The 23,975-nt window shown below is 51.7% G+C and carries 21 protein-coding genes and 1 pseudogene; 16 read left to right on the plus strand and 6 right to left on the minus strand.

Annotation, left to right across the window (positions count from 1 at the left end; translation table 11 throughout):
• Nucleotides 1-71: 71 nt before the first annotated feature.
• The 14 genes and pseudogenes from HF324_RS16325 to HF324_RS16380 all read left to right on the plus strand — a co-directional run bounded on the left by HF324_RS16325 (nt 72) and on the right by HF324_RS16380 (nt 14,487).
• Nucleotides 72-740, plus strand: coding sequence for a carboxypeptidase-like regulatory domain-containing protein (locus tag HF324_RS16325; protein ID WP_168803491.1), 669 nt, complete (start codon nt 72-74; stop codon nt 738-740).
• 441 nt (nt 741-1,181) lie between these two features.
• Nucleotides 1,182-1,664 carry a hypothetical protein gene (locus tag HF324_RS16330; RefSeq protein ID WP_168803492.1) on the plus strand — a complete coding sequence of 161 codons (483 nt, stop codon included), beginning with the start codon at nt 1,182-1,184 and terminating at the stop codon, nt 1,662-1,664.
• Between the two features lie 138 nt (nt 1,665-1,802).
• Entirely contained in the window at nt 1,803-2,195 is a 393-nt protein-coding gene (locus tag HF324_RS16335; protein ID WP_220100763.1) for a helix-turn-helix domain-containing protein, read from the plus strand.
• A gap of 104 nt (nt 2,196-2,299) precedes the next feature.
• Nucleotides 2,300-2,755 (plus strand): hypothetical protein, encoded by a 456-nt coding sequence (locus HF324_RS16340; RefSeq protein WP_168803493.1) that lies wholly within the window; start codon nt 2,300-2,302, stop codon nt 2,753-2,755.
• A gap of 3 nt (nt 2,756-2,758) precedes the next feature.
• Nucleotides 2,759-3,088 carry a DMT family protein gene (locus tag HF324_RS16345; RefSeq protein WP_168803494.1) on the plus strand — a complete coding sequence of 110 codons (330 nt, stop codon included), beginning with the start codon at nt 2,759-2,761 and terminating at the stop codon, nt 3,086-3,088.
• 73 nt (nt 3,089-3,161) lie between these two features.
• Nucleotides 3,162-3,722: an RNA polymerase sigma-70 factor gene (locus HF324_RS16350; protein ID WP_246269563.1), complete on the plus strand. Its 561-nt coding sequence runs from the start codon at nt 3,162-3,164 to the stop codon at nt 3,720-3,722.
• A 461-nt stretch (nt 3,723-4,183) separates the two neighbouring features.
• Nucleotides 4,184-4,419: pseudogene (locus HF324_RS33860) on the plus strand (FecR family protein); the annotation flags it as partial.
• A gap of 276 nt (nt 4,420-4,695) precedes the next feature.
• Nucleotides 4,696-4,866, plus strand: coding sequence for a DUF4974 domain-containing protein (locus HF324_RS33865; protein WP_258539552.1), 171 nt, complete (start codon nt 4,696-4,698; stop codon nt 4,864-4,866).
• Between the two features lie 343 nt (nt 4,867-5,209).
• Nucleotides 5,210-8,326 (plus strand): SusC/RagA family TonB-linked outer membrane protein, encoded by a 3,117-nt coding sequence (locus HF324_RS16360; RefSeq protein ID WP_168860285.1) that lies wholly within the window; start codon nt 5,210-5,212, stop codon nt 8,324-8,326.
• A gap of 38 nt (nt 8,327-8,364) precedes the next feature.
• Entirely contained in the window at nt 8,365-9,777 is a 1,413-nt protein-coding gene (locus tag HF324_RS16365; RefSeq protein ID WP_168803498.1) for a RagB/SusD family nutrient uptake outer membrane protein, read from the plus strand.
• 190 nt (nt 9,778-9,967) lie between these two features.
• Nucleotides 9,968-12,451 (plus strand): PIG-L family deacetylase, encoded by a 2,484-nt coding sequence (locus HF324_RS16370; protein ID WP_168860286.1) that lies wholly within the window; start codon nt 9,968-9,970, stop codon nt 12,449-12,451.
• 4 nt (nt 12,452-12,455) lie between these two features.
• Entirely contained in the window at nt 12,456-12,629 is a 174-nt protein-coding gene (locus HF324_RS16375) for a hypothetical protein (RefSeq protein ID WP_168803500.1), read from the plus strand.
• A gap of 35 nt (nt 12,630-12,664) precedes the next feature.
• The gene (locus tag HF324_RS33630) at nt 12,665-12,793 is read left to right on the plus strand and encodes a hypothetical protein (RefSeq protein ID WP_258539539.1); all 129 of its coding nucleotides are present in this window, start codon (nt 12,665-12,667) and stop codon (nt 12,791-12,793) included.
• Nucleotides 12,790-14,487: a sodium:solute symporter family protein gene (locus tag HF324_RS16380; protein ID WP_168860287.1), complete on the plus strand. Its 1,698-nt coding sequence runs from the start codon at nt 12,790-12,792 to the stop codon at nt 14,485-14,487. Before HF324_RS33630 ends, HF324_RS16380 begins: the two co-directional genes overlap by 4 nt.
• A 96-nt stretch (nt 14,488-14,583) precedes the next feature.
• On the opposite strand, the gene HF324_RS16385 is transcribed toward HF324_RS16380, so the two are convergent.
• The 5 genes from HF324_RS16385 to HF324_RS16405 all read right to left on the minus strand — a co-directional run bounded on the left by HF324_RS16385 (nt 14,584) and on the right by HF324_RS16405 (nt 18,170).
• Nucleotides 14,584-15,438 (minus strand): DUF2911 domain-containing protein, encoded by an 855-nt coding sequence (locus HF324_RS16385; RefSeq protein ID WP_168803502.1) that lies wholly within the window; start codon nt 15,436-15,438, stop codon nt 14,584-14,586.
• Between the two features lie 39 nt (nt 15,439-15,477).
• The gene (locus HF324_RS16390) at nt 15,478-16,134 is read right to left on the minus strand and encodes a response regulator transcription factor (RefSeq protein WP_078672478.1); all 657 of its coding nucleotides are present in this window, start codon (nt 16,132-16,134) and stop codon (nt 15,478-15,480) included.
• 133 nt (nt 16,135-16,267) lie between these two features.
• On the minus strand, nt 16,268-17,062 hold the full coding sequence (locus tag HF324_RS16395) for a sensor histidine kinase (protein WP_078672479.1): 795 nt from the start codon (nt 17,060-17,062) through the stop codon (nt 16,268-16,270).
• Nucleotides 17,049-17,705 carry a hypothetical protein gene (locus HF324_RS16400; protein WP_143313191.1) on the minus strand — a complete coding sequence of 219 codons (657 nt, stop codon included), beginning with the start codon at nt 17,703-17,705 and terminating at the stop codon, nt 17,049-17,051. The genes HF324_RS16395 and HF324_RS16400 overlap by 14 nt, the downstream gene beginning before the upstream one ends.
• Before the next feature lie 45 nt (nt 17,706-17,750).
• Nucleotides 17,751-18,170, minus strand: coding sequence for a hypothetical protein (locus HF324_RS16405; protein ID WP_168860288.1), 420 nt, complete (start codon nt 18,168-18,170; stop codon nt 17,751-17,753).
• Between the two features lie 395 nt (nt 18,171-18,565).
• Here HF324_RS16405 and HF324_RS16410 point away from each other — a divergent pair, with 395 nt between their 5' ends.
• Nucleotides 18,566-19,459 carry a hypothetical protein gene (locus HF324_RS16410; protein ID WP_168803505.1) on the plus strand — a complete coding sequence of 298 codons (894 nt, stop codon included), beginning with the start codon at nt 18,566-18,568 and terminating at the stop codon, nt 19,457-19,459.
• A gap of 70 nt (nt 19,460-19,529) precedes the next feature.
• Here the strand turns inward: HF324_RS16410 and xerD are convergent, their stop codons facing one another.
• The gene (xerD, locus tag HF324_RS16415; RefSeq protein ID WP_168860289.1) at nt 19,530-20,429 is read right to left on the minus strand and encodes a site-specific tyrosine recombinase XerD; all 900 of its coding nucleotides are present in this window, start codon (nt 20,427-20,429) and stop codon (nt 19,530-19,532) included.
• An 87-nt stretch (nt 20,430-20,516) separates the two neighbouring features.
• Between xerD and HF324_RS16420 the strand changes: the two genes are divergently transcribed.
• Nucleotides 20,517-23,972: a pyruvate carboxylase gene (locus HF324_RS16420; RefSeq protein ID WP_168860290.1), complete on the plus strand. Its 3,456-nt coding sequence runs from the start codon at nt 20,517-20,519 to the stop codon at nt 23,970-23,972.
• Nucleotides 23,973-23,975 lie beyond the last annotated feature (3 nt).

Raw genomic sequence — 23,975 nt, forward strand, 5'->3', positions numbered from 1 at the left:
CAAAAATCATGCACAACCAGCCGGTTGCACAGTTGTCATCATTATTTTAACCATACAAAAAATTGAATGCCATGAAAAAAACAATCACAGGAATGCTCGCTTTAGCCGCTATGGTAGTAGGGATGTCTTCGTTTAAAAGTGCTGATGCAACGACTGTAAGGTCTTTGGATAGCGCTTCAGTTAAAATGGACTCGCTGATGTCTGTTGACTCAGTGGCACGTTTTGATTCTCTCTCCACCGGGATAGATTCGCTGATGGGTCTGGATTCCATCGCTGGTATCGACTCCATCGCTGGTATCGACTCCATCGCTGGCATTGACTCTATCTCCGGCATCGATTCCATCGCCGGTATTGATTCTGTTGCCCGCATCGATTCTTTCACCCGCGTAGATTCCTTCTCCCGTGTTGATTCTGTGTCCAGGATGGACTCTCTTTTCCGTAACGATTCCCTGCGTATGGACTCCGTAAAAGGTATGGATTCTCTCCGTACTGTTGAAGGCGGTTCCATCAGCGGTAAAGTTACACCTGCCGACGGCGCTGCTGAAGTAGAAGCGGACAACGGTACTGAAAAACTGAAAGGTGCCGTTGCACAGGGCGCTTTCGCTATTCCGGCTGCCAAAGCTGGTACTTATACCATCACCATCGTAGGTAAAGCGCCTTATAAAAGCGCCGTTATCAAGGATGTTAAAGTAGAGGATGGTAAAGCTACCGATCTTGGCGAAATCAAGCTGGAACAATAATCTGTATAGCATCCAACAATTCAATAGCATCCTAAAATGGAAACCCATTTTGGTTTGATCTCAGGGGAGCTTTTTCGGCCCCCCTTTTTTTATGCCTGTATGTGAATGAAGTTGCTTTATAAGTATATTTTCAATATTTAAATGAAAATATTTTATTGAAAAAATGAGTTATAAGGCAATAAATATTTTTTCAGTTTGAAAAAGTTCCCTACATTTGTTACTGTATTCGCATCTGAGTGAATTTTTTATTTTATCCATGTCCGTTTGTTAAAGCCCCAGAAAAAGAGCCGGAAACGGCTCTTTCTTCCAAAGCCCTGGTTTTGACGGAATGGGAAAAAGACACATAAACGTTATCTAAAAAGGTTACATCATAGCTGTCATATATAATAGCTGTCACATCAATCAACCATTATCTGACATCGTTAAACCCAACTGATCTAAGTGAATTACGAAATCATCGAGATGCAGCAATTCTCCGGGAAGCGCGCTGGTATTTATTCTGTTATGATTGCGGACGACAATCTGACGTTGTTTGAACATTTTGTGAAGGCGCATGTAAGGGACCATGCCATGGAAATAAGGAGCATTACCCAGTATCTTTCTTATATTGGAAACAGGTACGGGATGCAGAACAGGTTCTTTAAAGTGGACCGGGGTATGCCCCGGGACGGGGTTTGTGTGTTGTTTGATCACCCGGAGAAAAAGCTCCGGCTGTATTGTTACCGGGTGGGCACTGCGGCCCTGATCGTAGGCGGCGGCATGCCCAGGCCAGGCAGAAGAGGCGGGGAGGGAGTGCCGGAAAAAATGCTGGCCCGTATATCACAGGATATCCGCCGTAAAATCCGCACGGGAGATATCTACTGGTCGGCGCAGGAAGCCCGGCTACAGGGAAACCTGGTGTTCAGGGCAGAGGAGAAAGGATAGGCGCCGTGGTAAGCAGCCGCTACCCGCGGGAAACTTCATCATCGTTGCGGACAGCGGAAAACGACAGGAGCAAAAGCAGGCAGCCGCTGTCCGGCTACATCTTCATCATTTGGAACAGATGGAAAATAATTAGAACAAATGGAAAACAATCATCAGGGCGCCAGGAAATACAGCAGTAAAATTATTGCCGATGTGATGGCCAGCATCACACCGCTGGAAAGTCTGCAGGTGGAAACCCGCTTTGTGCTGGCGGGCCGTATAGCCGGTATCATGGACAGCCGGCATATGTCCAATAAGGAGCTGGCCGCCCGGATGGGCAAAAACCCGTCTGAGATCTCGCGCTGGCTGAGCGGCACCCATAATTTTACCATCGATACACTGTCTGAAATAGCCATAGCGCTGGAAGTACCGGTGGCTACTTTCTTTTCGCCGGCACAACCCCGCGTTGTCAGGGATGTGCGGCTGACCGTCCGCTCCGGGAATATCCCGGCAGACAGTATTTCATTTTCACCGGTGACAAACATTCGCTGATAAGGCCGATCGTTGCTGATGTTTGCTGCCATGCAGTACCATTTTAACGGAACCACCTGAAACGGAAGAATGGCATTATCCGAATTTATTGCCAATTTACGCTCATGACTAAACGATCTTCACCGGCAAAAACAGGACCGCAGCACCTGGTCCTGCTATCGATAGACCTGCTGGACAGCTCCCTGCATTATCCGGGAGACCACCCGCCGTTCGAAAGCTTTCATTTCGATGTGCACATCACCAGTAAGGCAGACGATGAAAAAAGCCAGGTACTGGTAACAGTGACCATCGGTGTGCACCATGAAAATATTGCCAGTCCGCTGGGCAGCATCACCATCAACTGCACTTTTACCATGAGTAACTTTGCGGAGGTGGTCAGGCTCAATGCGGCCGGTCAGCCGGACATGCCGGATGATCTCGTAGAAACACTTCATAGTACAGCACTCTCCACCGCGAGAGGCGTCATGTTCGCCACTTTCAGAGGTACTTTCCTGCATCATGCGGTGTTACCACTGATCACACCGGGCTCCCTTACAGAAGAAAAAAAAATTAACAGCTAGTTTATGCGCACGGTCATCCTGCTTCTTATTTCCAACACCTTTATGACTTTCGCCTGGTATGGACATCTCAAACATCAGGATACGGCCCTGTGGAAGGTGATACTGATCAGCTGGGGCATCGCTTTCTTTGAATATTGTTTTATGGTGCCGGCCAACCGGTTGGGCGCCCAGGAAGGTTTCAGCGGCTTCCAGCTTAAAACCATTCAGGAAGTGGTCACCCTCACTGTTTTCAGCGTTTTTGCCGTGTTCTTTCTGAAGGAACCGCTCCGCTGGAATTACCTGGTTTCTTTTGCCTTTCTTATCGGAGCCGTGTATTTTATGTTTAAAAAGTAGCGGGATTTTGACGATTCCTGATTATCTTTAGCCATTGTATCTCAATCAACCTGAAAATAACCGGCCATCCAAATTGAGGGAGGAAGCGAATATACAATTGCTGGTGGAACGCATTGCGTCGCTGGGCGACGAACAGGCCTACAAGGCCCTGTTCCGCTTGTTCTATAAACCACTCAGCCAGTTTGCCTTCTCCATCGTCAAGTCATGGGAATCGGCCGAAGAAGTAGCCTCCGACGTATTCATGAACATATGGAGAAACCGGGAACGGCTGCTGCAGGTCCAGAATATTAAAGTCTACCTGTACGTCTCGGCCAAAAACATCTCCCTGAATTACCTCTCCCGCGCTTCCAGGACCCAGCATTTCAGTCTCGACGAACTGGAAGTGGATATCAGCGGCGGTTACGCCACGCCGGAACAGATATTTATCTCCGGGGAAATGGTCAAAAAGATAGAGGCAGCCATCAATCAGCTTCCCCCCAAACGGAAAATGATCTTTAAACTGATCCGGGAGGACGGCCTCAGGTACAAGGAAGTGGCGCAGATACTGGACATTTCAGTGAACACCATCGATGTGCATATGGCGCAGGCGCTGAAAAAAATCAGTGAAGTCGTCCACCTTCATTTCTCCCGCTAAAAAAAAGTTAAAAAAAATTTCAGGAGGGAATAGTAGATTTTGAAAATCTGCATGTCCTTCTATTACAATCATGCTTTTGCATCAACGACATGGAACAGGAAAGAATTTGGTTATTGCTGGGAAGAAAGGTATCGGGCGAAGCCTCTATGGCTGAATTGCGCGAGCTGGAGGAGCTGTTGGTGCAATATCCGGAGTTACGGTACCAGGTGTCGGTGCTCAGCAACATGCCTGTACCGGAAACAACACCGGCATGGGCAGAAAAAACGGAACTGGCGCTGGAAAAACACCTGCTCCGGCTCGGTAACGACCTGGCCGCGGCGGAACAGCCGGCAGAGAGCAACGTACGTCACCGTAAAGGCAGGGCAGGAATACTGGTAGCCTTGTCGTCACTGGTGGTATTGTTGGGCGGGTATTGTCTTTTTCTGCTCAACAGCAAGACAACGCCTAAAGCGCCGGCGGAAATGGCGGAGATTCAGACCCGGAACGGTTCCCGGTCCCGCGCTACCCTGCCGGACGGCACGGAAGTATGGCTCAACGGCGGCAGCCGCATCACCTATCAGCGCGATATGAACACGCAGCAGAAAAGGGAAGTGTACCTCTCGGGGAAGCTTACTTCAACGTCGCTAAAGATGCTGAAAACCCGTTCGTGGTAAAAACCGACCGCATGGCGGTCAACGTGCTGGGCACCGCTTTTAATGTCAAAGCGTATCCCAATGAGGAACAGACGGAAACATCCCTGATCTCCGGATCGGTGGAAGTAGTGCCGGCCAACGACCAGGAACGCCGCATACAGCTACAACCCAATCAGAAATTTATTATCAGACATACACAGGATGGCAATGCTCAACCCACACTGGGTTACAGCGTGGAACAGGTGAAAATGAACGGGCAGAACGACCTGATCAACGAAACCGCCTGGTGTGACAACGTCCTGGTCTTTGACAACGAAAGCTTCGCGTCCGTGGCACTGAAAATGGAACGCTGGTTCGGAGTGAAAGTTTATCTGGCGGATAAAAAACTGAAGGCATACCGGTTTACCGGTACCTTTAAAAATGAATCGTTGCCTCAGATTCTGGAGGCGCTGAAGGTTACATCATCTTTCCGTTGCGAGATAAAAGGCAACGAGGTATTTATCAACCAGTAGCACAATTATGTCTGACAAAAGAGAAAAGGTACCATTGGCATAAAAAAAGGGCAAATGCTGCAAACATTTACCCTTTTGTTCAGATCCAACGGCAGGTAGCTTCACTTGGCAATGTAGTACTGTCGTCGTTTTATTGACCTTTAACAACCTAAATGTATGCAAAAAAAACATACATTTTGTCATCCTTTTGCACATACATAAGGAAAATGTTGTACTGCTAATGAAACTGGTGTCCTTTATTATTCTGATTACCTCTTTGCATATAACAGGCCGCGTGTTTGGTCAAAGTGAGCGGATATCGGTGAAAGCAGATCAAATGCCGCTGACACGCCTGTTAAAATTGATGGAGAAAAAAAGTAGTTATCGTTTCGTATATCGTAACGATCTGATACCCGCACATGTACGGGTTACTATCGACTTGAAAGAGGAACCAGCAGAGGAAGCCCTCCGGCGCATATTGCAGGGAACAGGGCTCACTTACAAACCGCTGACCGATGGCCTTATAGCCATCGTACCCGGTGCGCAGGCAGCTATCCCGGATATCGTCGTCAGCGGTCAGGTGACCGACAATACCGGCCACCCGCTGCCAGGGGTAAGCATCCGGATTGCCGGCGTCAATAAAGGCGCAACCACCGGCACTGACGGGCAGTTCCGGATGATGGCCCCTCCAACGGGAACACTGGTTTGCTCTTTTATCGGTTATGAAGAACAGAAAATAGCGATCGGTCACAGATCGATGTTGAATATCGTCCTGAAGGACGACGCCAGAGGACTGAATGAAGTAGTAGTAGTGGCTTATGGCGTTCAAACAAAAGGTTCTTTGACAGGTTCAGCTGTTATGGTTAGTTCGGCCTTGTATGACAAAGCCCCCCGTAGCAGCTTCCAGGAAAGTTTACAGGGAAATGTCCCGGGACTTCAATCCTTGAATGGTTCCGGTCAGCCCGGATCGGTGCCCAGCATCCGTATCCGTGGCATAGGCTCTATCACTGCCGGCAGCACTCCGCTATACGTAGTGGACGGTGTACCGGTAGTGACAGACGACCTCACCGACTTTAATGTGAATTCATTAGCCGGTATCAACAGCGCTGATATCGCTTCCATCTCCGTGCTCAAAGACGCCGCGGCAGCCTCTATATACGGCTCCCGCGCTGCCAACGGGGTGATCCTCATCACCACCAAAACAGGCAGTCCCGGACGCACGCGGATCAGCCTCAGCGCACAACAGGGGGTAAACACCCTTACCATCCCCAAAAGCAATTATCCGCTCAACAACCGCGAGATGATGGAACTACTGCGGGAAGGATGGTACAACAAAAACGATGGCACCGGGGAAGCCGGTTTTATACGGGAACTACAGGCCCGTGGCATCGACAGCACCGTCAATACCGACTGGACAAAGTTATTGACACGCTCCGGCGGCTATACGCAGGCGAATCTTTCCGCCGCCGGCGGAACAGACAAAACCCGCTTTTATGTGTCCGGCGGCTTCTATGACTCCAAATCCGCCCTCCGCGGGGTCGACTACCAGCGGATGACCGGCAAACTTAATCTGAGCAACCAGGCTACCGACAGGCTCTCTTTTAATGTCAACCTGTCGCTGGTATACCAGAAAGCCAATGCAGTAGGGGATGTGGGACTACTGGCCAACCCGGTCCGTTCCCTCGCCCGCATGCAACCCTGGCTGAAAGTATATAACCCGGACGGCTCGTACGACTTCAGTTACAACAATAGTTTCAACCCGATCGCGGTACTCACGGAAGTAACCCGGACCGGCTCCATTTACGGACTGCTGGCCGGTGCAGGCGCCAAATACAATATCACCGGCGACCTGTCGCTCGAGTCCAAGATCAGCCTCGATCTGAATTATGCCCGCAGCAATTCCTTCTATCCGCCCGCCTTTGGCGACGGCAGAAATACCAATGGCAGGGCTTATGTCAACAATAGCCTGTGGAACAACTGGGTATCCACCAGTATCCTGCGGTACCAGCACCGCTGGGGCCAGCATGGCCTGAACACTTTTGCAGGATTTGAGGCGCAACGCACCGGTAATACCGGCAACAGCGCTTCCGCCACCAACTTCCTGCCCGGCAAAAGCGAACTCGCCGATGCCTCCAAGCCCGAATCCATTAGTTCGGTCAACGTCGCCAATTCCCTGACAGGCGTATTCCTCAACGCAGGATACGACTATCAGCAAAAATATTACCTCTCCGGCTCCATCAGAAGGGATGCATCCTCCCGCTTTGGCGCGCAGAAACGCGGCGCCAATTTCTGGTCCGTCGGCATCGCCTGGAATATCTATAAGGAAAGCTTCCTGCATGATGTTCCCGGTATCAACGAATTAAAGTTACGTGCTAGCTACGGCAGCAACGGGAACCAGGCTATTGATAATTACGCCTCTTTGTCGCTGTACAATCCGGCTAATGATTATGAAGGGAAACCGGGGTATGTGTTAGGACAATACCCCAATCCCTATCTTACATGGGAGCAGAACAAACCCTTCAACGCAGGCGTCGATTTTGCGGTACTGAAAAATCGTATATCCGGCACCGTTGAATATTATAACCGGGTTACTTCCCGGCTGCTGCTGAACGTACCGGTGTCGTCCACCAACGGGATCACCACGGTATTCCGTAATAACGGCGAGATGCGTAACAGCGGATGGGAAGTGTCGCTCAGTACGCGCAACATACTGCCGGACAACCCGGAATCATTTTCATGGCGCACGGACTTTAACTTCTCTACCTTAAAGAACACTATCACCCGGCTGGACAACCCGATGACCAGCATCTATAAACGGGAAGTCGGCGGCGATTTCTACCAGTTTTTCCTGGTAGGTTATGCCGGCGCCGATCCGCAAACAGGAGAGGCGCTATGGTATACCAACGCCAGCAAAACCGCCACCACAAAAGTATACGGCGAAGCGCAGCGCTTTAACCAGGGAAGCGCCCTCCCTAAATTCTACGGAGGCGTTACCAACTACTTCGCCTACAAAGGGTTTGAACTCAGCTTTCAGTTCTTTTATAACTGGGGCAACCTGGTGTACGACAACTGGGGCTCTTTTACAGAATCGGACGGCAGCGGCGGTTTTGGCGCTACCTCCAAACTCTCGCGGCGGATATATGAACACCGCTGGCAGCAACCGGGAGACGTGACCAGCATCCCGAAAGTCGTATATGGCGGCACACAGACAGGCCTCAGCAACCAGGCTTCTTCCCGCTTCCTTTACGATGGCAGCTTTGTCCGCCTGAGAGACCTGCTGCTGGCTTACAACCTGCCGAAAGGATGGCTGTCCAAAGCCAGGCTCAGCGAAGCACGCGTATACTTCAGAGGTAATAATCTATGGACTTTCGTAAAAGACGGACAGCTGACGATGGACCCGGAAGTGCCCGTCACCGGGGACTACGACCAGCGGCCACCGATTTTTAAAACCTTCCTCGTTGGAGTAGACGTTAACTTTTAACACGCATGTTGCAACGATATAAACATATTGCCTGGGTTTTGGTCACTGCACTGGTTACCGGTTGCAGTAAGGACTTCCTTCACCAGGACCCTGCGGCAGCAACGGAAACACGCCATGCTATCAAAGACCTGGCAGGCCTTCGCGCCGCCATCAACGGGGTGTATTCACTGATGCAAAATGAAAACTATTACGGACGCACCATGTTACTGTTGCCCGACCTGCGGGGAGACAATGAATACATCAGTGTTCTCAACAGTAACAGGTACCGTAATCTGGACCAGTACATTGTGACGGCGAACGATACGTACATCACGGATACCTGGAACCAGCTCTACGCCGTAGTAGCTAACGCCAACATGATCATACAGAAAGGACCGGCCGTAGCGCTGGCGCCTTCTGCAGCCGACAGTACAGAAGCCATGCAGATCGTAGCGGAAGCTTACGCACTGCGCGGACTGGTGTTCTTCGATATCGCCCGGCTGTATGCCCAGGCGTACAATTATACGCCCGATGCATCGCATATGGGCATACCGCTGGCCACCTTCACGGACGTGGAAGTGGTACAGTCCCCGTCCCGCAGCAGTGTAAAAGATACTTATGCGCAGATCATCCGGGACCTCCATCAGTCCATCCGCCTGTTTAATGACAGCAGAAGCACCGCTTTCAGTTCGGGACGGATCAACAGTTACAGCGCCAAAGCCCTGCTGGCCAGGGTGCTGCTCTATAAGGGCGACTGGGAAGGGGCCGAAGCCGCCGCCGGCCAGGTAGTCAGCAGCCGCAAATACGAGTTGCTGCCGACAGACAAAGCGGTGAGCGATTTTAACCAGGCGGGCAACAGCGAAACGATCTTTGAAGTGATCAACACATCCGTAGACAACCGCAGCACAGACGCGCTGAGTGCGATGTTCAACCAGTCGGCCTACGGAGACGTGCTGGCGACCGATAACTTGCGGAACGTATACAACGAGAAAGATGTCCGGCTCGGATTTATCAAACGCGATAAACGGGCAGGCAATGGGGGAGAAAATCCCGCCAATATCATCACCAAGTATAAAGACGTCACCACTTTTGCGGAAAGCATTAAGGTGATGCGGCTGGCGGAGTTGTACCTGATCCGGGCAGAAGCCCTCGGCCGCCTCGGCAGGGATGCAGAGGCGCGGCAGGCGCTCAACGATATTGTTTTGCGGGCCAATCCGGGAACAGCACCGGTAACCGCCAGCGGAAAAGCGCTGCAGGATGCCATCGCACTGGAACGGCGCAAGGAGCTTGCCTTTGAAGGACACCGGCTTTTTGACCTTGCCCGCACCGGGACACCCTTTGTAAAATACCTGGCTAGTGACAGAACCATCTCCGTGGCTTTGCCCGGACCAAAAATAATCTTACCCATCCCTCAAAGGGAGCTGGATGCCAATCCGAATATACGCCACCAGCAAAACGAAGGATACAACTAATCTAAACCGCCTTTGTTGACAATTGGTTTTTGCAAGCTGGTTGGTTTTTGCTTGTAGGGTCCCGGTTACACACCGGGACCTTTTTTATTTGTTTATTTGTTTGGTGTATTATTCGCCGTTCAACCATTAATATCTTCCTTCGCGTGAATTTATTGCTATTTTTGGCGACCTGTAAATCACGTTTGACTACATGTTTCTAAAAATCCGCACCGCACTGGCTTTACTGATCGCACTGACAGCCGGCGTCCCTGCCATGGCGCAGCCGTCGCCCGTCTGGAATGCCGCCGACATTAAGCTTCAACTCAAAAAGCTGGACACGCTGGGCAGCGTGTTGTACCTCGCAGCTCATCCTGATGATGAAAACACCCGTTTGCTGGCCTACCTGGCCAAGGAAAAACTGTACCGTACCGGTTACCTGTCACTCACCCGCGGTGATGGCGGCCAGAACCTCGTCGGTAATGAGCAGTCCGAACTGCTGGGCCTTATCCGCACTCAGGAGCTGCTGGCTGCCCGCCGTACCGACGGCGCCGAACAGTTCTTCACCCGGGCGCAGGATTTCGGCTTCTCCAAAAATCCCGCTGAAACTTTCACCATCTGGGACAAGAAAAAAATCCTTGGCGACGTGGTATGGATGATCCGCAAATTCCAGCCGGATGTGATCATCTGCCGCTTTCCGGCCGACAGCCGCGCCGGGCACGGGCATCACACCGCCTCCGCCATGCTGGCCGCGGAAGCCTTCGCCGCCGCCGCGGACCCTAAACAATACCCTGAACAACTGCCATACGTAAAACCCTGGAAAACGACACGCCTGTTGTGGAACACCTTTAATTTCGGTTCCGCTAACACCATTTCGGAAGACCAGTTCAAAATAGACGTTGGCGCCTATAACTACCTGCTGGGTAAAGGTTATGGCGAAATAGCAGCAGAAAGCCGCTCCCAGCATAAGAGCCAGGGCTTCGGCGTACCCGCCGGCAGAGGCTCCAGCATGGAATATTTCATGACCATCAAGGGAGATGCCCCCCGTCAACAGTTGCTTGACTGCGTTAATACCTCCTGGTCGCGCGTTGCCGGGGGCGAAGCCATCGGCGCTATGGTAGATAAGGCCATCCGTGATTATAACCTGGAAGATCCCGCCGCCTCCGTGCCGGTGCTGCTCAGTATCCGCAAAGCCATCCAGGCGCTGCCGGAAGGCTACTGGCGCAACCTGAAGCTGAAAGAAACAGAACAACTGATTTACGCCTGTGCCGGATTATGGGCGGAAGCTTACAGCGCCACGCCCACCGTAGTGCCGGGATACAATATGGAAGCCACGGTACAGCTGATCAACCGCGGACATTTCCCGGTACAGCTCCGTAAAATAGACCTGCCCGGTAAACCGGATGCCGCCGGCGCCAGGGAGCTTTCTTACAACAAATTCAACAGCATTTCCCAGTCACTGACCGTTCCTGCTGACGCAAAAATCTCACAGCCCTACTGGCTGGCAGAAAACCATCCGCTGGGCACTTATGCCATCCCCGACCCGCAGCAGGTAGGCAACCCGGAAAATACGCAGCCGCTAACAGCACGTATTTACCTGCAAATAGGCGGACAGGAATTCCTGATAGAACGTCCCCTGCAATATAAATACACCGATCCCGTAAAAGGGGAGCTGTATGAACCGCTGGTGATAACGCCGCCGGTGGTAGCCAACCTGAACAACCAGGTGTACATCTTCACCAACAACCAGCCGCAAACTGTACCGGTGAAACTCGCCGCTTCCGCCGACGGCGTTACCGGTAATGTGCGCCTGCGGCTGCCCTCCGGCTTTGCCGTGAAAGAAGGCAACCAGACGTTCCGGCTGGAAAGGAAAGGCGACGAGCAGGAACTGCGTTTTACCATTCACCCGGTGGCAGCAGCTACCACCAACCACGTAGATACATTCACGGTAGTGGTTAGCTGTAACGGTAAGGAATACACGCAAAGCATCCAGCATATCCGCTACGATCATATTCCACTGATCACCCTGTTCCCCGAGGCTTCCGCGAGACTGGTGACAGTAGACCTGAAGCACAACGGCAACAAACTGGGGTACATTCCCGGCGCCGGCGATCTGGTGGCAGCTTCGCTCCGTCAGGTGGGCTATGATGTAACAGAACTGGGCGAAAAGGAAATTATGGGCAACCAGCTGTCGCAATACGACGCTATTATCGTAGGTGTGAGAGCGTACAACACCAACCCCCGCATGAAGTACTGGCAAAGCCAGCTGATGGACTATGTTCACCAGGGAGGCACCCTGCTGGTACAGTATAATGTGAACAATCCGCTGGTGACGACAAACCTGGGACCATTTCCGTTTAGCCTTTCCCGTGACCGCGTGACAGACGAAAACGCGGCGGTGACCTTTCTGCGTCCTGACAACGCGGTGATGCATTATCCCAATAAGATCACCAGCGAGGATTTCAGCGGCTGGGTACAGGAGAGAGGTTTATATTTCCCCACAAACATTGACAAAGCATACGAGAAATTATTTGCGATGAACGATAAAGGCGAATCGCCGATGGACGGCTCCACAATTGTGGCGCAGTATGGCAAAGGCAGGTATGTATACACCGGGCTGGCGTTTTTCCGCGAGCTGCCTGCCGGCGTGCCGGGCGCTTATCGTTTGTTCGTGAACCTCATTTCTGTGAAACACTAAACTAATGGCTGGTAAACACGAACAGAACCGCCCCCGGATGAGAATAGCAGCGATCCTCTGTATCCTGCTGGGGCTGTTCATTGGATTTGGAATAAAAAGGGTCCACGTTGGACTGTTGATTGGCATCGGCCTGGGATTGCTGACCGGCAGCCTGTGGTCCAGGAGCTCAGACAAGTGATTCTTTTTAAAATTTTAAACCTTTAAAATTCTTAAATGGCTACAGGTCCGGAAGAAGAGAAACCGCCACTGTTTCCCACCTGGGGATATTGGTACGCATTGGTGATCGCCTGGCTGGCTTTACTGATCATCCTCTTCTATCTATTCACCAAAACATATTCATGAGTTCATTAGACTGGGTGGTATTGATTGCCACACTCGCCATCATTATATTATACGGGGTCTGGAAGAGCCGGGGACAGCAGAATATGGAAAGCTACTTTCTCGGCAACCAGTCCATGCCCTGGTACATCGTACTGTTGTCTATCATTGGCACGCAGGCCAGTGCCATTACTTTTATTTCCGCGCCCGGTCAGGCTTATACTGACGGGATGCGCTTTGTACAGTACTACTTCGGGCTGCCTCTGGCCATGGTGGTGCTTTGTATCACCTTTGTCCCGATTTTTCACAAGCTGAAAGTATATACGGCCTACGAGTTCCTGGAGAAACGTTTTGATCTCAAGACCAGGACGCTGACATCCTCCCTTTTCCTGATACAAAGGGGGCTGTCTACCGGTATCAGTATCTGTGCGCCCTCTATTATCCTGTCTTCGCTGTTGGGCTGGAACCTGTACTGGACCAATATGATCATGGGCGGGTTGCTGATCATCTATACCGTAGCGGGCGGCACCCGTGCGGTAGCCTATACGCAAACACTGCAGCTGGCCATTATCTTCGGCGGTATGTTCCTCGCCGGCTGGATGGTGGTTCACCTGCTGCCTGCGGACATCGGCTTTAAACAGGCGTTACAGGTGTCCGGTAAAATGGAAAAGCTGAATGTCATCGTTACCAAATTTGACTGGAACGACAAATACAATATCTGGAGCGGGGTGATAGGCGGCTTTTTCCTGGCGCTGTCGTACTTCGGAACGGACCAGTCGCAGGTAGGACGTTATCTTACCGCACGGTCCGTAAAGGAAAGCCGTATGGGCCTGCTGATGAACGGGCTGGTGAAAGTGCCGATGCAGTTTCTCATCCTGCTGATCGGCGCCATGGTGTTTGTATTTTACCTGTATTTCCGTGCGCCGATATTCTTTAATGAAGCGCAACTGGCGCGGGTAAGGGGCACGGCGCATGGGCCGGCGCTGGAGCAGCTGGAAAGCAGGTACAACCAGCTGGCCACACAGAAACAGCAGCAGGTAAAACAGCTGGCAGCGGCGCTGGAACAGGAAGACGCCGCAGCGGCGGCGACAGCCAAAAAAGTATTGCAACAGACGGATGAACAGGCGCAGTCTGTGAGATCAGCCGCGCTGTCGTTAATGAAAAAAGCCGATCCGGCAGCAGATACCAACGATACCAATTACATCTTCCTGCATTTCGTGGTGAATAATCTGCCCAAAGGTTTGGTGGGCCTGCTGATCGCGATTATCTTCCTGGCGGCGTGGGGAAGTATTGCCGCGGCCCTCAACTCACTCGCCTCTACAACGGTGATCGATATTTATCAGCGGCTGTATAACGGTCACGCCTCTCCGGAGCACTATCTGCGGGTGTCCAAATTATGGACGCTGATATGGGGCGTGTTCTGTATTGTGGTAGCGCAGTTTGCCAGCGGGCTGGGGAGCCTGATAGAAGTGGTGAACGTGCTGGGCTCCTGGTTTTATGGCGTTACGCTCGGTATCTTTATGGTGGCCTTCTACCTGAAGCGGGTGGGCGGTACCGCCACTTTCTGGGCGGCTATTGCAGCAGAAGCGGTAGTGCTGGCGATGTACGGGACCGAGCAGGTGTCCTTCCTCTGGCTCAATGCCATCGGCTGTGTGCTGGTAGTGATATTCGCTTTGATGATACAACCGTTCGTGAAACAAAAAACTATCGCCGGATAGGCGCGGACCATTCCTGTTATCAGACGATAAAAAATGCCCCGGGTAAGATACCCGGGGCATTTTTTATAAGTCGCATATTGTTAGCCGGAGTCAAAATTATTTGAGTGTGGCCAGCAGTTTGTTGTTCAGTGCTACGTAGTCGTCATTCTTCGCAGCTTTTGCCAGTTCGATGGACTTCAGGGCAGCTTCTTTAGCGCCGCTTTTGTCTTTGGCTTTCGCATAGATTTTTGCTTTCTGATGCCAAACCCAGAATGCTTCGGGGCTTTGTGCTGCAGCAGCGTCTATCCATGTTTTGGCTTTGTTGATGTCGAGATTGTGCTCGAGATAATAAACGGCAGACTGGAAGTATGGTTTTTTCTCGCCGGGAGCAGCCATGGCAGCGTCGATCTGGCCGAGGATTTTATCCTGGATGTCGGCGGTGATCGCCACCGGTACTTTTACTTTATCCCAGCTGATCACCAGGTTCATGGCGGATTCTTTCACATCTTCAAAGCCGATGGTGAAGCTTTCCTGTGGCGCCGCCAGTGTTACGGGTTTTACCTGTACGCGGGCAATGTCGTTTTCTGGTTTGTAGGCGGCGGGGCTGCTTACATCGAGGCTGCTGGTCAGGATAACTGTCCACTGCTGTGCACCGGGAATGGTCAGCAGGCCGTATTTGCCGGCTTTTACCGGTTTGCCGCCGAAGTTTACGTCTTCCCCGAAAGTGATAATGGTGGGGGAGTTAGCGCCGGTTCTCCATACTTTGTTGTAGGGAACGATATCGCCCATGATCACCCTGCCTTTTTTTACCGGGCGGGAATAGTTCAGTTCCACGCTGGAGAGGGCGAAGTCTTGTTTTACAGTCTGGCCCGGGCTGGGTGCAGGCATTTTAATACCTTGCGCTACAGAGGTGCCGGCATATAACAGCAGCATGACAGCGGCTGATGCCGTAAGGTTTCTGACAGTTTTCATATGTAGTGTATAATTGGTGGCAAAGGAAAAGGGATGGCATTATTCGATTAATCCGCTGCGGAATGCGTATAACACAAGGCCCACACTGTTTTTTACGTTCAGCTTTTCCAGCAGTTTCTGGCGGATGCCTTCTACCGTGCGAGGGCTGAGGAATATCTGTTCGGATATCTCCTGTGTGGTGAGTTCCTGGCAGATCAGCTTCAGCACCTCCTGTTCGCGGTCGTTGAGCTGTATTTCGTTTTTGAGTGTCGGTTTAAACTGTTGCTTATTCTTGTGCAGGACTTTCTTTAATAAAGCCAGGTTTACATTTTCATTAAAATAGAAGCCTTTCTCATAAGTGGTGCAAATGGCTTCATAGATTTCTTCCGGATCTGCATTTTTCAGCAAATAGGCATTGGCGCCGTTCTCCACAAGGTGAACGATGAAATTGTCATCTTCGTACATGGTGAGGATGATCACTTTCACGTCGGGATACTTCTCTTTTACTTTAATGGTGGCCTCAATGCCGTCCATGTTAGGCATCTTCAGGTCCATCAGTATCACATCCGGTTGATGTTGTTCCATATGCTGCAGCAGATGCAGGCCATCGTCCGCCTCAAATACGAAACGGATATTGTCATACGGTACCAGTGTGTTGATCACCCCACTGCGGAAGATCTTGTGATCGTCAGCAATAGCCACCTTAATGTGTGCCATAGTGAACAGTTTATAGAGAAATAAATTATTTTTTTGTTAATAAATTACTGTAAGTCATGTTGTTACATATGGGTACAACAAAACCGGATGGCAATTTAGTAATAAAACAACATATCCATTCACTATTCTGTACTTAAGCCTGATAATTTTCTACGGTAATAGTGGCGAGCGTACCTTTAGGATCGCCCGCGGCGAAGTTAATCTTTCCGCCGATTATATTAAGGCGGCTTTCGATGTTTTTAAGGCCGAGGCTTCCGGTTTTCTTTTTGTTGGCGTCCAGAGATGGCAGCAGCAGGCCGTTGCCGTTGTCTGCTACAGTGATGGTCAGCAGGGAAGGGGTGGTCTGGTAAGTGATGGTGACCTCTGTCGCTGCCGCATGTTTGAGGATATTGTTGATCAGTTCCTGTACCACGCGGTATACGTTGAGCGCTTTTTCCATTTCCACGGGGTGATGGTTTTCGGCTACCCGGAAATGGATTTTTACCGCTTTGTTTTTGTTCATCAGGCTGCAGAACGAATCCAGCGCATGGGCCAGACCGAGGTTTTCCAGCGCCTGGGGGTGCAGGCTTTGGGAGATGAACCGGAGCTGTTGTATGATAATGTCAGTGAAGTCTTTGGTTTCCTTCAGCCTTTCCGCTTCGCCGTTGCCGGTTTTCAGCAGGGGCATCAGACCGCCGATGCTCAGTTTCAGCACAGACAACTGCGCGCCTACTTCATCATGCAGGTCTTCTGCAATTCTTTTGCGTTCCTGCTCCTGGCCCTGTAATACGGCCACCAGCCGTTCCCGTTGCAGTTGGAGGTCCTTGTCCCTGATCAGCAGTTTATGTTGTATGACCTGTTTTTGCTGAAACATCACGAGCAATATCACGATCACCCCAAGGATTAACATTACTGTAGTACCGATTACAATAATATCAATTGTCTGCATACCCTAACCTTTTAGTTTTTGTGAGGCCAATATACAGCAGAAACATGTTAATTATAGCAACAACATAATTGATACTGATCAGCGTAAGTACCATGCTCTGTTTGATAGCTGCTTCCGCCTCCTGTGCCTGGATGAGGTTATAGCTGATGGAGAAGAGGAAGGAACTGCAGAAATAAATGAAGATGCCGGAATTATACCAGAATACCGACAGGGTATTGATATACACTGCATTCTCCATGATTTCCTTGTCTGTCAGCAGCTGCAGAAAGAAGATAACGCCGTAGGCGATGATGATACCGGATTTCAGTCCGGCGCTGATAGAGTTGTAGGACTTGAAGCCTTCAAATTTCAGGATATCGGCGATACAAAGTCCCAGTACCAGAATAGGGAGCCAGGTAATGATTAGTTTGACGGTAGGGTGTTTAATGATCGTCCAGTAAAAGAAGGACAGAATGACGAACTGTACGAAGTTCATCACACTGAACAACCACATGTTGTTTATCTTGAGGTTTGCCATTATGGACGAGGCCAGGGCGAAAAACACGCTACTGATGATATAGTAGCACATCCATCTGCCGGGAGCGTCCAACGTCTTGAATTTTAACAGGAAGGGGATCAAAATTAATGCTTCGATCCCCATCATAGTGTAAAATATACCAAGGAATATATTCAGATTCACGATGTTCCTTTATTGAGTGGGTGGTTTAGTACCGCCGCCGGAGCAGTAGTTAGGGCAGGGAAGGCCCTGGTCAAGAATGAGGGCGCTGGACATGCTTTTGGCAACGGAACCGGTGGCAGGATCTCGTGCCGGCGGAAGGATGTCGTTACCTTCACTGTCAACGGCCACCAGCACCATTTTCTTTTCTTTGATACCGTCACCGTCAGTGTCGATCTTCAGACCGTAGTAAATTCTCAGTGCAGTGCAGTCCGGCTGATTCAGCAGTTCCAGTACTTTGTCTTTACCAAAACACATGGCCTTTACGTGAGTGCCCATCGATTTCTGCTGGGCATGCTCGTCGTCATGGTTCTTACATAATTCCTCCATCTCCGCCCTGGAAATGAAGCCTCCTGCATCGGCAGGAACTGGTCTCTTTGTAGAATCGCTCATAATTGTGGGTAGTTTAAGGTTTTGGGGTAAAATTATTACAATATTACACGTTTGCAAGATCGTTTGAGCAACAGGGTTTTCACCCCTCAAACGGGGCCGGAATACAAAAAGCAGCAGGGGCGTGGACTGAGGCTGAACAGAGGTTAACGGCTAACACTGAAATAACGTAACAGCCACTAAAAAATGCGTATAAATACGCATTCCGTTTTTTCAGGTTTACAACGCTTGACTACCATCCTGATGTTGTTAATCTTTGCACCAGCAACCGGATCGAACAATCAGCACGGGCGTTATACGCCCCGGATCTGTCAGCACTATAGGGCCTTTCTACCATGTTTGTTTTTAAGTATAGTATGCAGCGGGTTTCTGTCACCACCCCATTAAAACAAAAAAACATGAGTTACCTGTTAATTGGAAACATCTCTGCACTTATCTGTGACGATTGCATTGAGCCCCTCGCAAATGCACGGATACGTGTTTACCTGCCGGACCCCCGTTACCCGGTCGCCAACTCCCAAGGAATTTTCAGTGACCTGCAACCATTGTCTGCCAAAGAAGTACTGATGAAAGCAGACCGCCTGCTGGCGGAAGCTGCGCTGGACGACCAGGGTAATTTCACCCTGTCCTGGAAACAGGAACATCTTTTTACAGAACCCCTCGAGCTGGACCTCTGCCTCGATACGCTCCCTGGCAAAACCGGCATCCGGTTGCCCCGCAATTTTCACCTTTGTAAAGCGGTATTGCACTGGAAACGCAGCACAACCGGTTACATCGGCGCATACGCTTACGTGGTGCCATCCGACATATGGAACGTTATCCGTGGCGAAGCCGGCGCCTGGGTGATTACGGGTACTGTCAAACAACACCGGGAAACAGGGCAGGAGCCGTCGCCCAGCCTCCGGGTGGAAGCGTATAATGCCCTCTCCGGCAAAATGATAGGGACCGCCTTTACCAATGAGTATGGTCGTTATACTTTGCGCTTTTCGCGGAAAGACCTGTACCACGGCGCACTGCAGCCTGTCAGGCAAGGCCGCCGGCATATGGGGCCAGACGTCTATTTCCGCATATATCATCATGACAGGATAGTGCTGGCAGAAAACGAAACGCATGCTACGGCGCCGGACAGGCAGGACCTTCCACCCTGTAGCTGTGTCAACCTGGTTTACCGGTCTTCCATGATGAAATGGGCGTCCGGCCAGATACAGGGATGGCTCCAGGATATGAAAATGCTTTCCGGTAAAAGCCGGAAGAAACGCGAACAGTGGCATCTGAGCAACGCATTGGTTTGATGCTCCTTCAACATATTTTGTTTGACCCCTTTTTTATCGTGTACCAGCCGCCTTCGGGCGGCTGTTTGTTTTAAAACCGGGGGTGATAGCGGGAAAGGGTGTCACGCAGGTACTCCCTGTCGAGATGGGTATAGATCTCTGTGGTAGAAATGCTTTCGTGCCCCAGCATCTGTTGCACCGCCCGCAGGTCAGCACCGCCTTCCACCAGGTGGGTGGCAAAAGAGTGGCGGAACGTATGGGGAGACACGTTCTTCTCAATACCTGCCAGCCTGGTCAGCTCCTTGATGACCAGGAAGATCATCACACGGCTAAGGGGGCCGCCGCGGCGGTTGAGGAACAGCGTATCTTCTTCCCCGTATTTAACGGGCAGGAGTATACGAACATGCCGGCGGTAGGTCTCGATATGCCGCATTGCATCGCGGCCGATGGGCACCATCCTTTCCTTGTTGCCTTTGCCCACCACACGGATAAAGCCTACGTCCATATGCAGCTGGGTGATCTGCAGGTTAATGACTTCGCTGACACGCAAGCCGCAGCTGTACATGGTTTCCAGGATGGCCTTGTTACGGTGCCCTTCGGGGGTGCTGAGGTCTACCTGCGCGATAATTTTTTCGATCTCCTCAAAGCTCAGTACGTCGGGCAGCTTACGCTGCAGTTTAGGGGCTTCCAGCAACTGGGTGGGATCTTCATTGGTCATGTCTTCCAGCAGCAAAAACTTATAAAAGGCCTTGATACCGGAGATGGTCCTCGCCTGGGAGGCAGGGGTCATACCCAGTTTGGACACCCATTGTACACAGCCCTGTAAGTCTGCCAGGGTGATGTCCTGCGGGCGGAGTTTCTCCCCGCCATGCGCCTGGAGGTATTGCTCCAGTTTCTCTACGTCGCGCAGATAGGCCTCTATGGAATTATCCGACAGTGACCGCTCCAGCTTCATATATCCTTTAAATAGTTTCCGGAATGATTCCCACATAATTGAGGCAAGTTAAAAGTTTTATCCTATTTTTAATGATACCAGTCTTTATTCACACCCAGTCATTTATCACAACCAAATCTTGTTATGTCTGCCCCCGCTTTCAGAAAAATAAACAAACTGCTTGTGGCCAACCGTGGCGAAATTGCCGTGCGGGTGCTCAGGGCCGCGGCTGAACTGCGTATCAGGACGATCGCCGTGTTCACGTATGAAGACCGTTATTCGCTGCATCGTTACAAGGCAGACGAGGCCTACCAGATTGGTCGCGATGATGAGCCGCTGAAGCCTTATCTCGATATTGAGGCGATCATCAACCTGGCAAAAACGCAACAGGTGGACGCTATCCATCCCGGCTACGGCTTCCTCAGTGAAAATGTGCAGTTCGCCCGCCGCTGCCGGGAGGAAGGGATCATCTTCGTCGGCCCTTCGCCGGAAATAATGGCGCAGCTGGGAGATAAAGTAGCGGCCAAGGTCATTGCCCGCGAAGCGGAGGTGCCCCTGATCGCTGACAGCCAGGTGCCGCTAACAGACGTGGCCGTTGTTTTACAGGAGGCACGGCGTATAGGCTTTCCGGTGATGCTGAAGGCAGCCGCCGGCGGTGGCGGCCGCGGGATGCGTATGGTGACGGAAGAACCGGCGCTGGAAAGAGCTTTCCTGGAAGCGCGCAGCGAAGCCGCCAAAGCTTTCGGCGACGACACCATCTTCATCGAGAAATTCATCGAAGATCCCAAACATATTGAAGTACAGCTGATGGGTGACCAGCACGGCAATATTATACACCTCTACGAAAGGGACTGCTCCGTGCAGCGGCGGTTCCAGAAAGTGGTGGAGATAGCGCCCTCGCCCAATCTGCCGCAACATACGCGCGACAAACTGTATGAGTACGCCTTACGCCTCGCCCATAAGGTTGGGTTTAACAATGTCGGTACCGTAGAGTTCCTGGTAGATAAAGCGCACCGTATTTATTTTATAGAAGTCAACCCACGCATCCAGGTAGAGCATACCGTTACCGAAGAGGTAACCGGTATCGACATCGTGCGTTCACAGATATTGATAGCGCAGGGACACCGGCTGTCCGACCCGGAGATATTCCTCAAAGGGCAGAACGATGTAAGGCTCAATGGCTTCGCTATCCAGTGCCGTATTACCACAGAAGATCCGGAGAACAATTTCAAGCCTGATTACGGAACGGTGATCGCCTACCGCAATGCCGGTGGTTTCGGCATACGGCTGGATGAAGGCAGCACTTATTCCGGGGTAAAGATTTCTCCGTTCTTTGACTCCATGCTGGTAAAGGTGACAGCCTGGGGCCGCACGCTGTCAGGCGCCTCCAGCCGATTGCACCGTACGCTGCGGGAGTTTCGCATCAGAGGGGTGAAGACCAATATCCGTTTCCTGGAGAATGTGATCACCAATGATGTGTTCAGGAGGGGGAATTGTACCGTCGGTTTTATTGACCATCATCCGGAGCTGTTTAAACTGTCGCAGATACGGGACCGCGGCACCAAGACGCTCATGTACCTGGCGGATGTAACGGTGAACGGTCACCCTGATATAAAAGACAAAGCGGAGAACAAGGTGTTCCGTACGCCGGTGGTCCCGGTCAGCGAACCGCTGCAGCCGTATCCTGCCGGTATGAAAGACCGGCTGCAGCAAATGGGAAGGGAACAGTTTGTGCAGTGGTTGCGCGATGAGAAGCCCGTCTATTTTACAGATACTACTTTCCGGGATGCACATCAGAGCCTGCTGGCCACCCGGGTCCGTACGAAGGACCTGCTGGCCGTAGCCGAAGCGTACGCCAAAACCAACCCGGAGATATTTTCCATGGAGGTATGGGGCGGGGCTACCTTTGACGTGGCCATGCGCTTTTTGCATGAATGCCCGTGGCGGCGGCTGCAGTTGCTGCGCAAAGCCATGCCTAACATGCTGCTGCAGATGCTTTTCCGCGGGTCTAACGCGGTCGGCTACTCGGCCTATCCCGAAAACCTGATAGCCATCTTTATAGAAAAGGCTGCTGAGAACGGCATCGATGTGTTCCGCATTTTTGATTCGCTCAACTGGGTGGAGGCTATGGCGCCGAGTATCCGTTTCGTACGGGAACGTACCAACGCTATTGCCCAGGCGGCCATCAGCTATACCGGCGATGTACTGCGGCCGGGCAATAATAAATATACGCTGCAATATTATACGGACCTGGCCCGTCGCCTTGAAGATGCCGGCGCCCATATGCTGGCCGTGAAGGATATGGCGGGGCTGCTGAAGCCGGAAGCCGCGGCGGTATTGATCGGGGCGCTCCGGGAAGCGGTGCGGCTGCCGGTGGTGTTGCATACGCACGATACGGCAGGGGTGCAGTCGGCCACCTACCTCAAAGCCATCGAGGCCGGGGTGAACGTGGTGGACACGGCCATCGCCTCGCTGAGCGGACTTACGTCGCAGCCCAACCTTAACTCGCTGATTGCCATTATGGACGGGCACCCGCGTGGCCAGCAGATGAACCTCGCGTCGCTGAACCAGCACAGCAACTATTGGGAGGATGTTCGGGAATATTATTATCCTTTTGAGTCGGATATGAAGGCGGGCACCGCACAGATCTATGAGAACGAGATTCCCGGCGGACAGTATTCCAACCTGCGGCAGCAGGCAGAATCGCTGGGGCTGGGAGATAAGCTGGAGCAGATCAAACGGAACTATGCCGTGGTCAACCAGCTCTTCGGCGATATTGTGAAGGTGACGCCAAGCTCCAAGGTGGTGGGCGACATGGCATTGTTCATGACCAGCAACCAGCTGACTGCGGAAGATGTGCTGGACGGGTCGCGCAACCTGGCGTTCCCCGCTTCGGTGAAAGGTTTTTTCCGGGGAGAGCTGGGAGTGCCTTACGGCGGCTTTCCTGCTGAGCTGCAACGGATTGTGCTGAAAGGAGACAAGCAGATAGAAGGGAGTCCCAACGCACAACTGCCGCCGGTGGATTTTGAGGCGGACTTTGCGGCGTTCCGGCAGAAGTACCCTCATGCGGAGTTCCTCGACTACCTGAGCTTCCAGATGTTCCCGAAGGTGTTTGACGAGTACTATCAGCATGCCATGGTGTTTGGCAACGTAGAGGCTATTCCGACGCCGGCCTTTTTCTATGGGTTGAAGCAGGGAGAAGAGATACTGATCACCCTGAGCAAGGGGAAGACCATCATTGTGAAGCTGTTGTATGTATTACCGCCTGATGAGCACGGGATGCGGACGGTGGTGTTTGAACTGAACGGGTATGCACGGCGGGTGCAGGTGCGGGACTATGCGGTGAAGAGTGTGGCGGTGGTGAACCGGAAGGTGGTGGACCCGGCGGTGGAGATCGGGGCGCCTTTGCCTGGTCGTTTGTCCCGGGTGTTGGTGAGCGCAGGGATGACGGTAACGCCGAACATGCCGTTGTTTATTATCGAGGCAATGAAGATGGAGACCACGGTAACGGCTACCCGAAACGGAAAGGTAAAGGCGGTATTGTTAGGGGAGGGAAATATGGTCCAGCAGGATGATGTGGTGGTAGAAATGGAAAAATAGGCT

This window comes from Chitinophaga oryzae (genome assembly GCF_012516375.2).
In the GTDB taxonomy this organism is placed as follows: Bacteria; Bacteroidota; Bacteroidia; order Chitinophagales; family Chitinophagaceae; genus Chitinophaga; species Chitinophaga oryzae.

What these genes read in the sequence shown, in the direction of transcription:
- HF324_RS16380 (WP_168860287.1), top strand. Translation starts at nt 12,790, where the DNA reads ATGAGTTCATTAGACTGGGTGGTATTGATTGCCACACTCGCCATCATT.
- HF324_RS16410 (WP_168803505.1), top strand. Translation starts at nt 18,566, where the DNA reads ATGAGTTACCTGTTAATTGGAAACATCTCTGCACTTATCTGTGACGAT.
- HF324_RS16375 (WP_168803500.1), top strand. Translation starts at nt 12,456, where the DNA reads ATGGCTGGTAAACACGAACAGAACCGCCCCCGGATGAGAATAGCAGCG.
- HF324_RS16360 (WP_168860285.1), top strand. Translation starts at nt 5,210, where the DNA reads ATGGAGAAAAAAAGTAGTTATCGTTTCGTATATCGTAACGATCTGATA.
- xerD (WP_168860289.1), bottom strand. Translation starts at nt 20,429, where the DNA reads ATGTGGGAATCATTCCGGAAACTATTTAAAGGATATATGAAGCTGGAG.
- HF324_RS16385 (WP_168803502.1), bottom strand. Translation starts at nt 15,438, where the DNA reads ATGAAAACTGTCAGAAACCTTACGGCATCAGCCGCTGTCATGCTGCTG.
- HF324_RS33630 (WP_258539539.1), top strand. Translation starts at nt 12,665, where the DNA reads ATGGCTACAGGTCCGGAAGAAGAGAAACCGCCACTGTTTCCCACCTGG.
- HF324_RS16335 (WP_220100763.1), top strand. Translation starts at nt 1,803, where the DNA reads ATGGAAAACAATCATCAGGGCGCCAGGAAATACAGCAGTAAAATTATT.
- HF324_RS16395 (WP_078672479.1), bottom strand. Translation starts at nt 17,062, where the DNA reads ATGCAGACAATTGATATTATTGTAATCGGTACTACAGTAATGTTAATC.
- HF324_RS16405 (WP_168860288.1), bottom strand. Translation starts at nt 18,170, where the DNA reads ATGAGCGATTCTACAAAGAGACCAGTTCCTGCCGATGCAGGAGGCTTC.
- HF324_RS16370 (WP_168860286.1), top strand. Translation starts at nt 9,968, where the DNA reads ATGTTTCTAAAAATCCGCACCGCACTGGCTTTACTGATCGCACTGACA.
- HF324_RS16340 (WP_168803493.1), top strand. Translation starts at nt 2,300, where the DNA reads ATGACTAAACGATCTTCACCGGCAAAAACAGGACCGCAGCACCTGGTC.
- HF324_RS16420 (WP_168860290.1), top strand. Translation starts at nt 20,517, where the DNA reads ATGTCTGCCCCCGCTTTCAGAAAAATAAACAAACTGCTTGTGGCCAAC.
- HF324_RS33865 (WP_258539552.1), top strand. Translation starts at nt 4,696, where the DNA reads ATGGAACGCTGGTTCGGAGTGAAAGTTTATCTGGCGGATAAAAAACTG.
- HF324_RS16345 (WP_168803494.1), top strand. Translation starts at nt 2,759, where the DNA reads ATGCGCACGGTCATCCTGCTTCTTATTTCCAACACCTTTATGACTTTC.
- HF324_RS16325 (WP_168803491.1), top strand. Translation starts at nt 72, where the DNA reads ATGAAAAAAACAATCACAGGAATGCTCGCTTTAGCCGCTATGGTAGTA.
- HF324_RS16400 (WP_143313191.1), bottom strand. Translation starts at nt 17,705, where the DNA reads ATGATGGGGATCGAAGCATTAATTTTGATCCCCTTCCTGTTAAAATTC.
- HF324_RS16390 (WP_078672478.1), bottom strand. Translation starts at nt 16,134, where the DNA reads ATGGCACACATTAAGGTGGCTATTGCTGACGATCACAAGATCTTCCGC.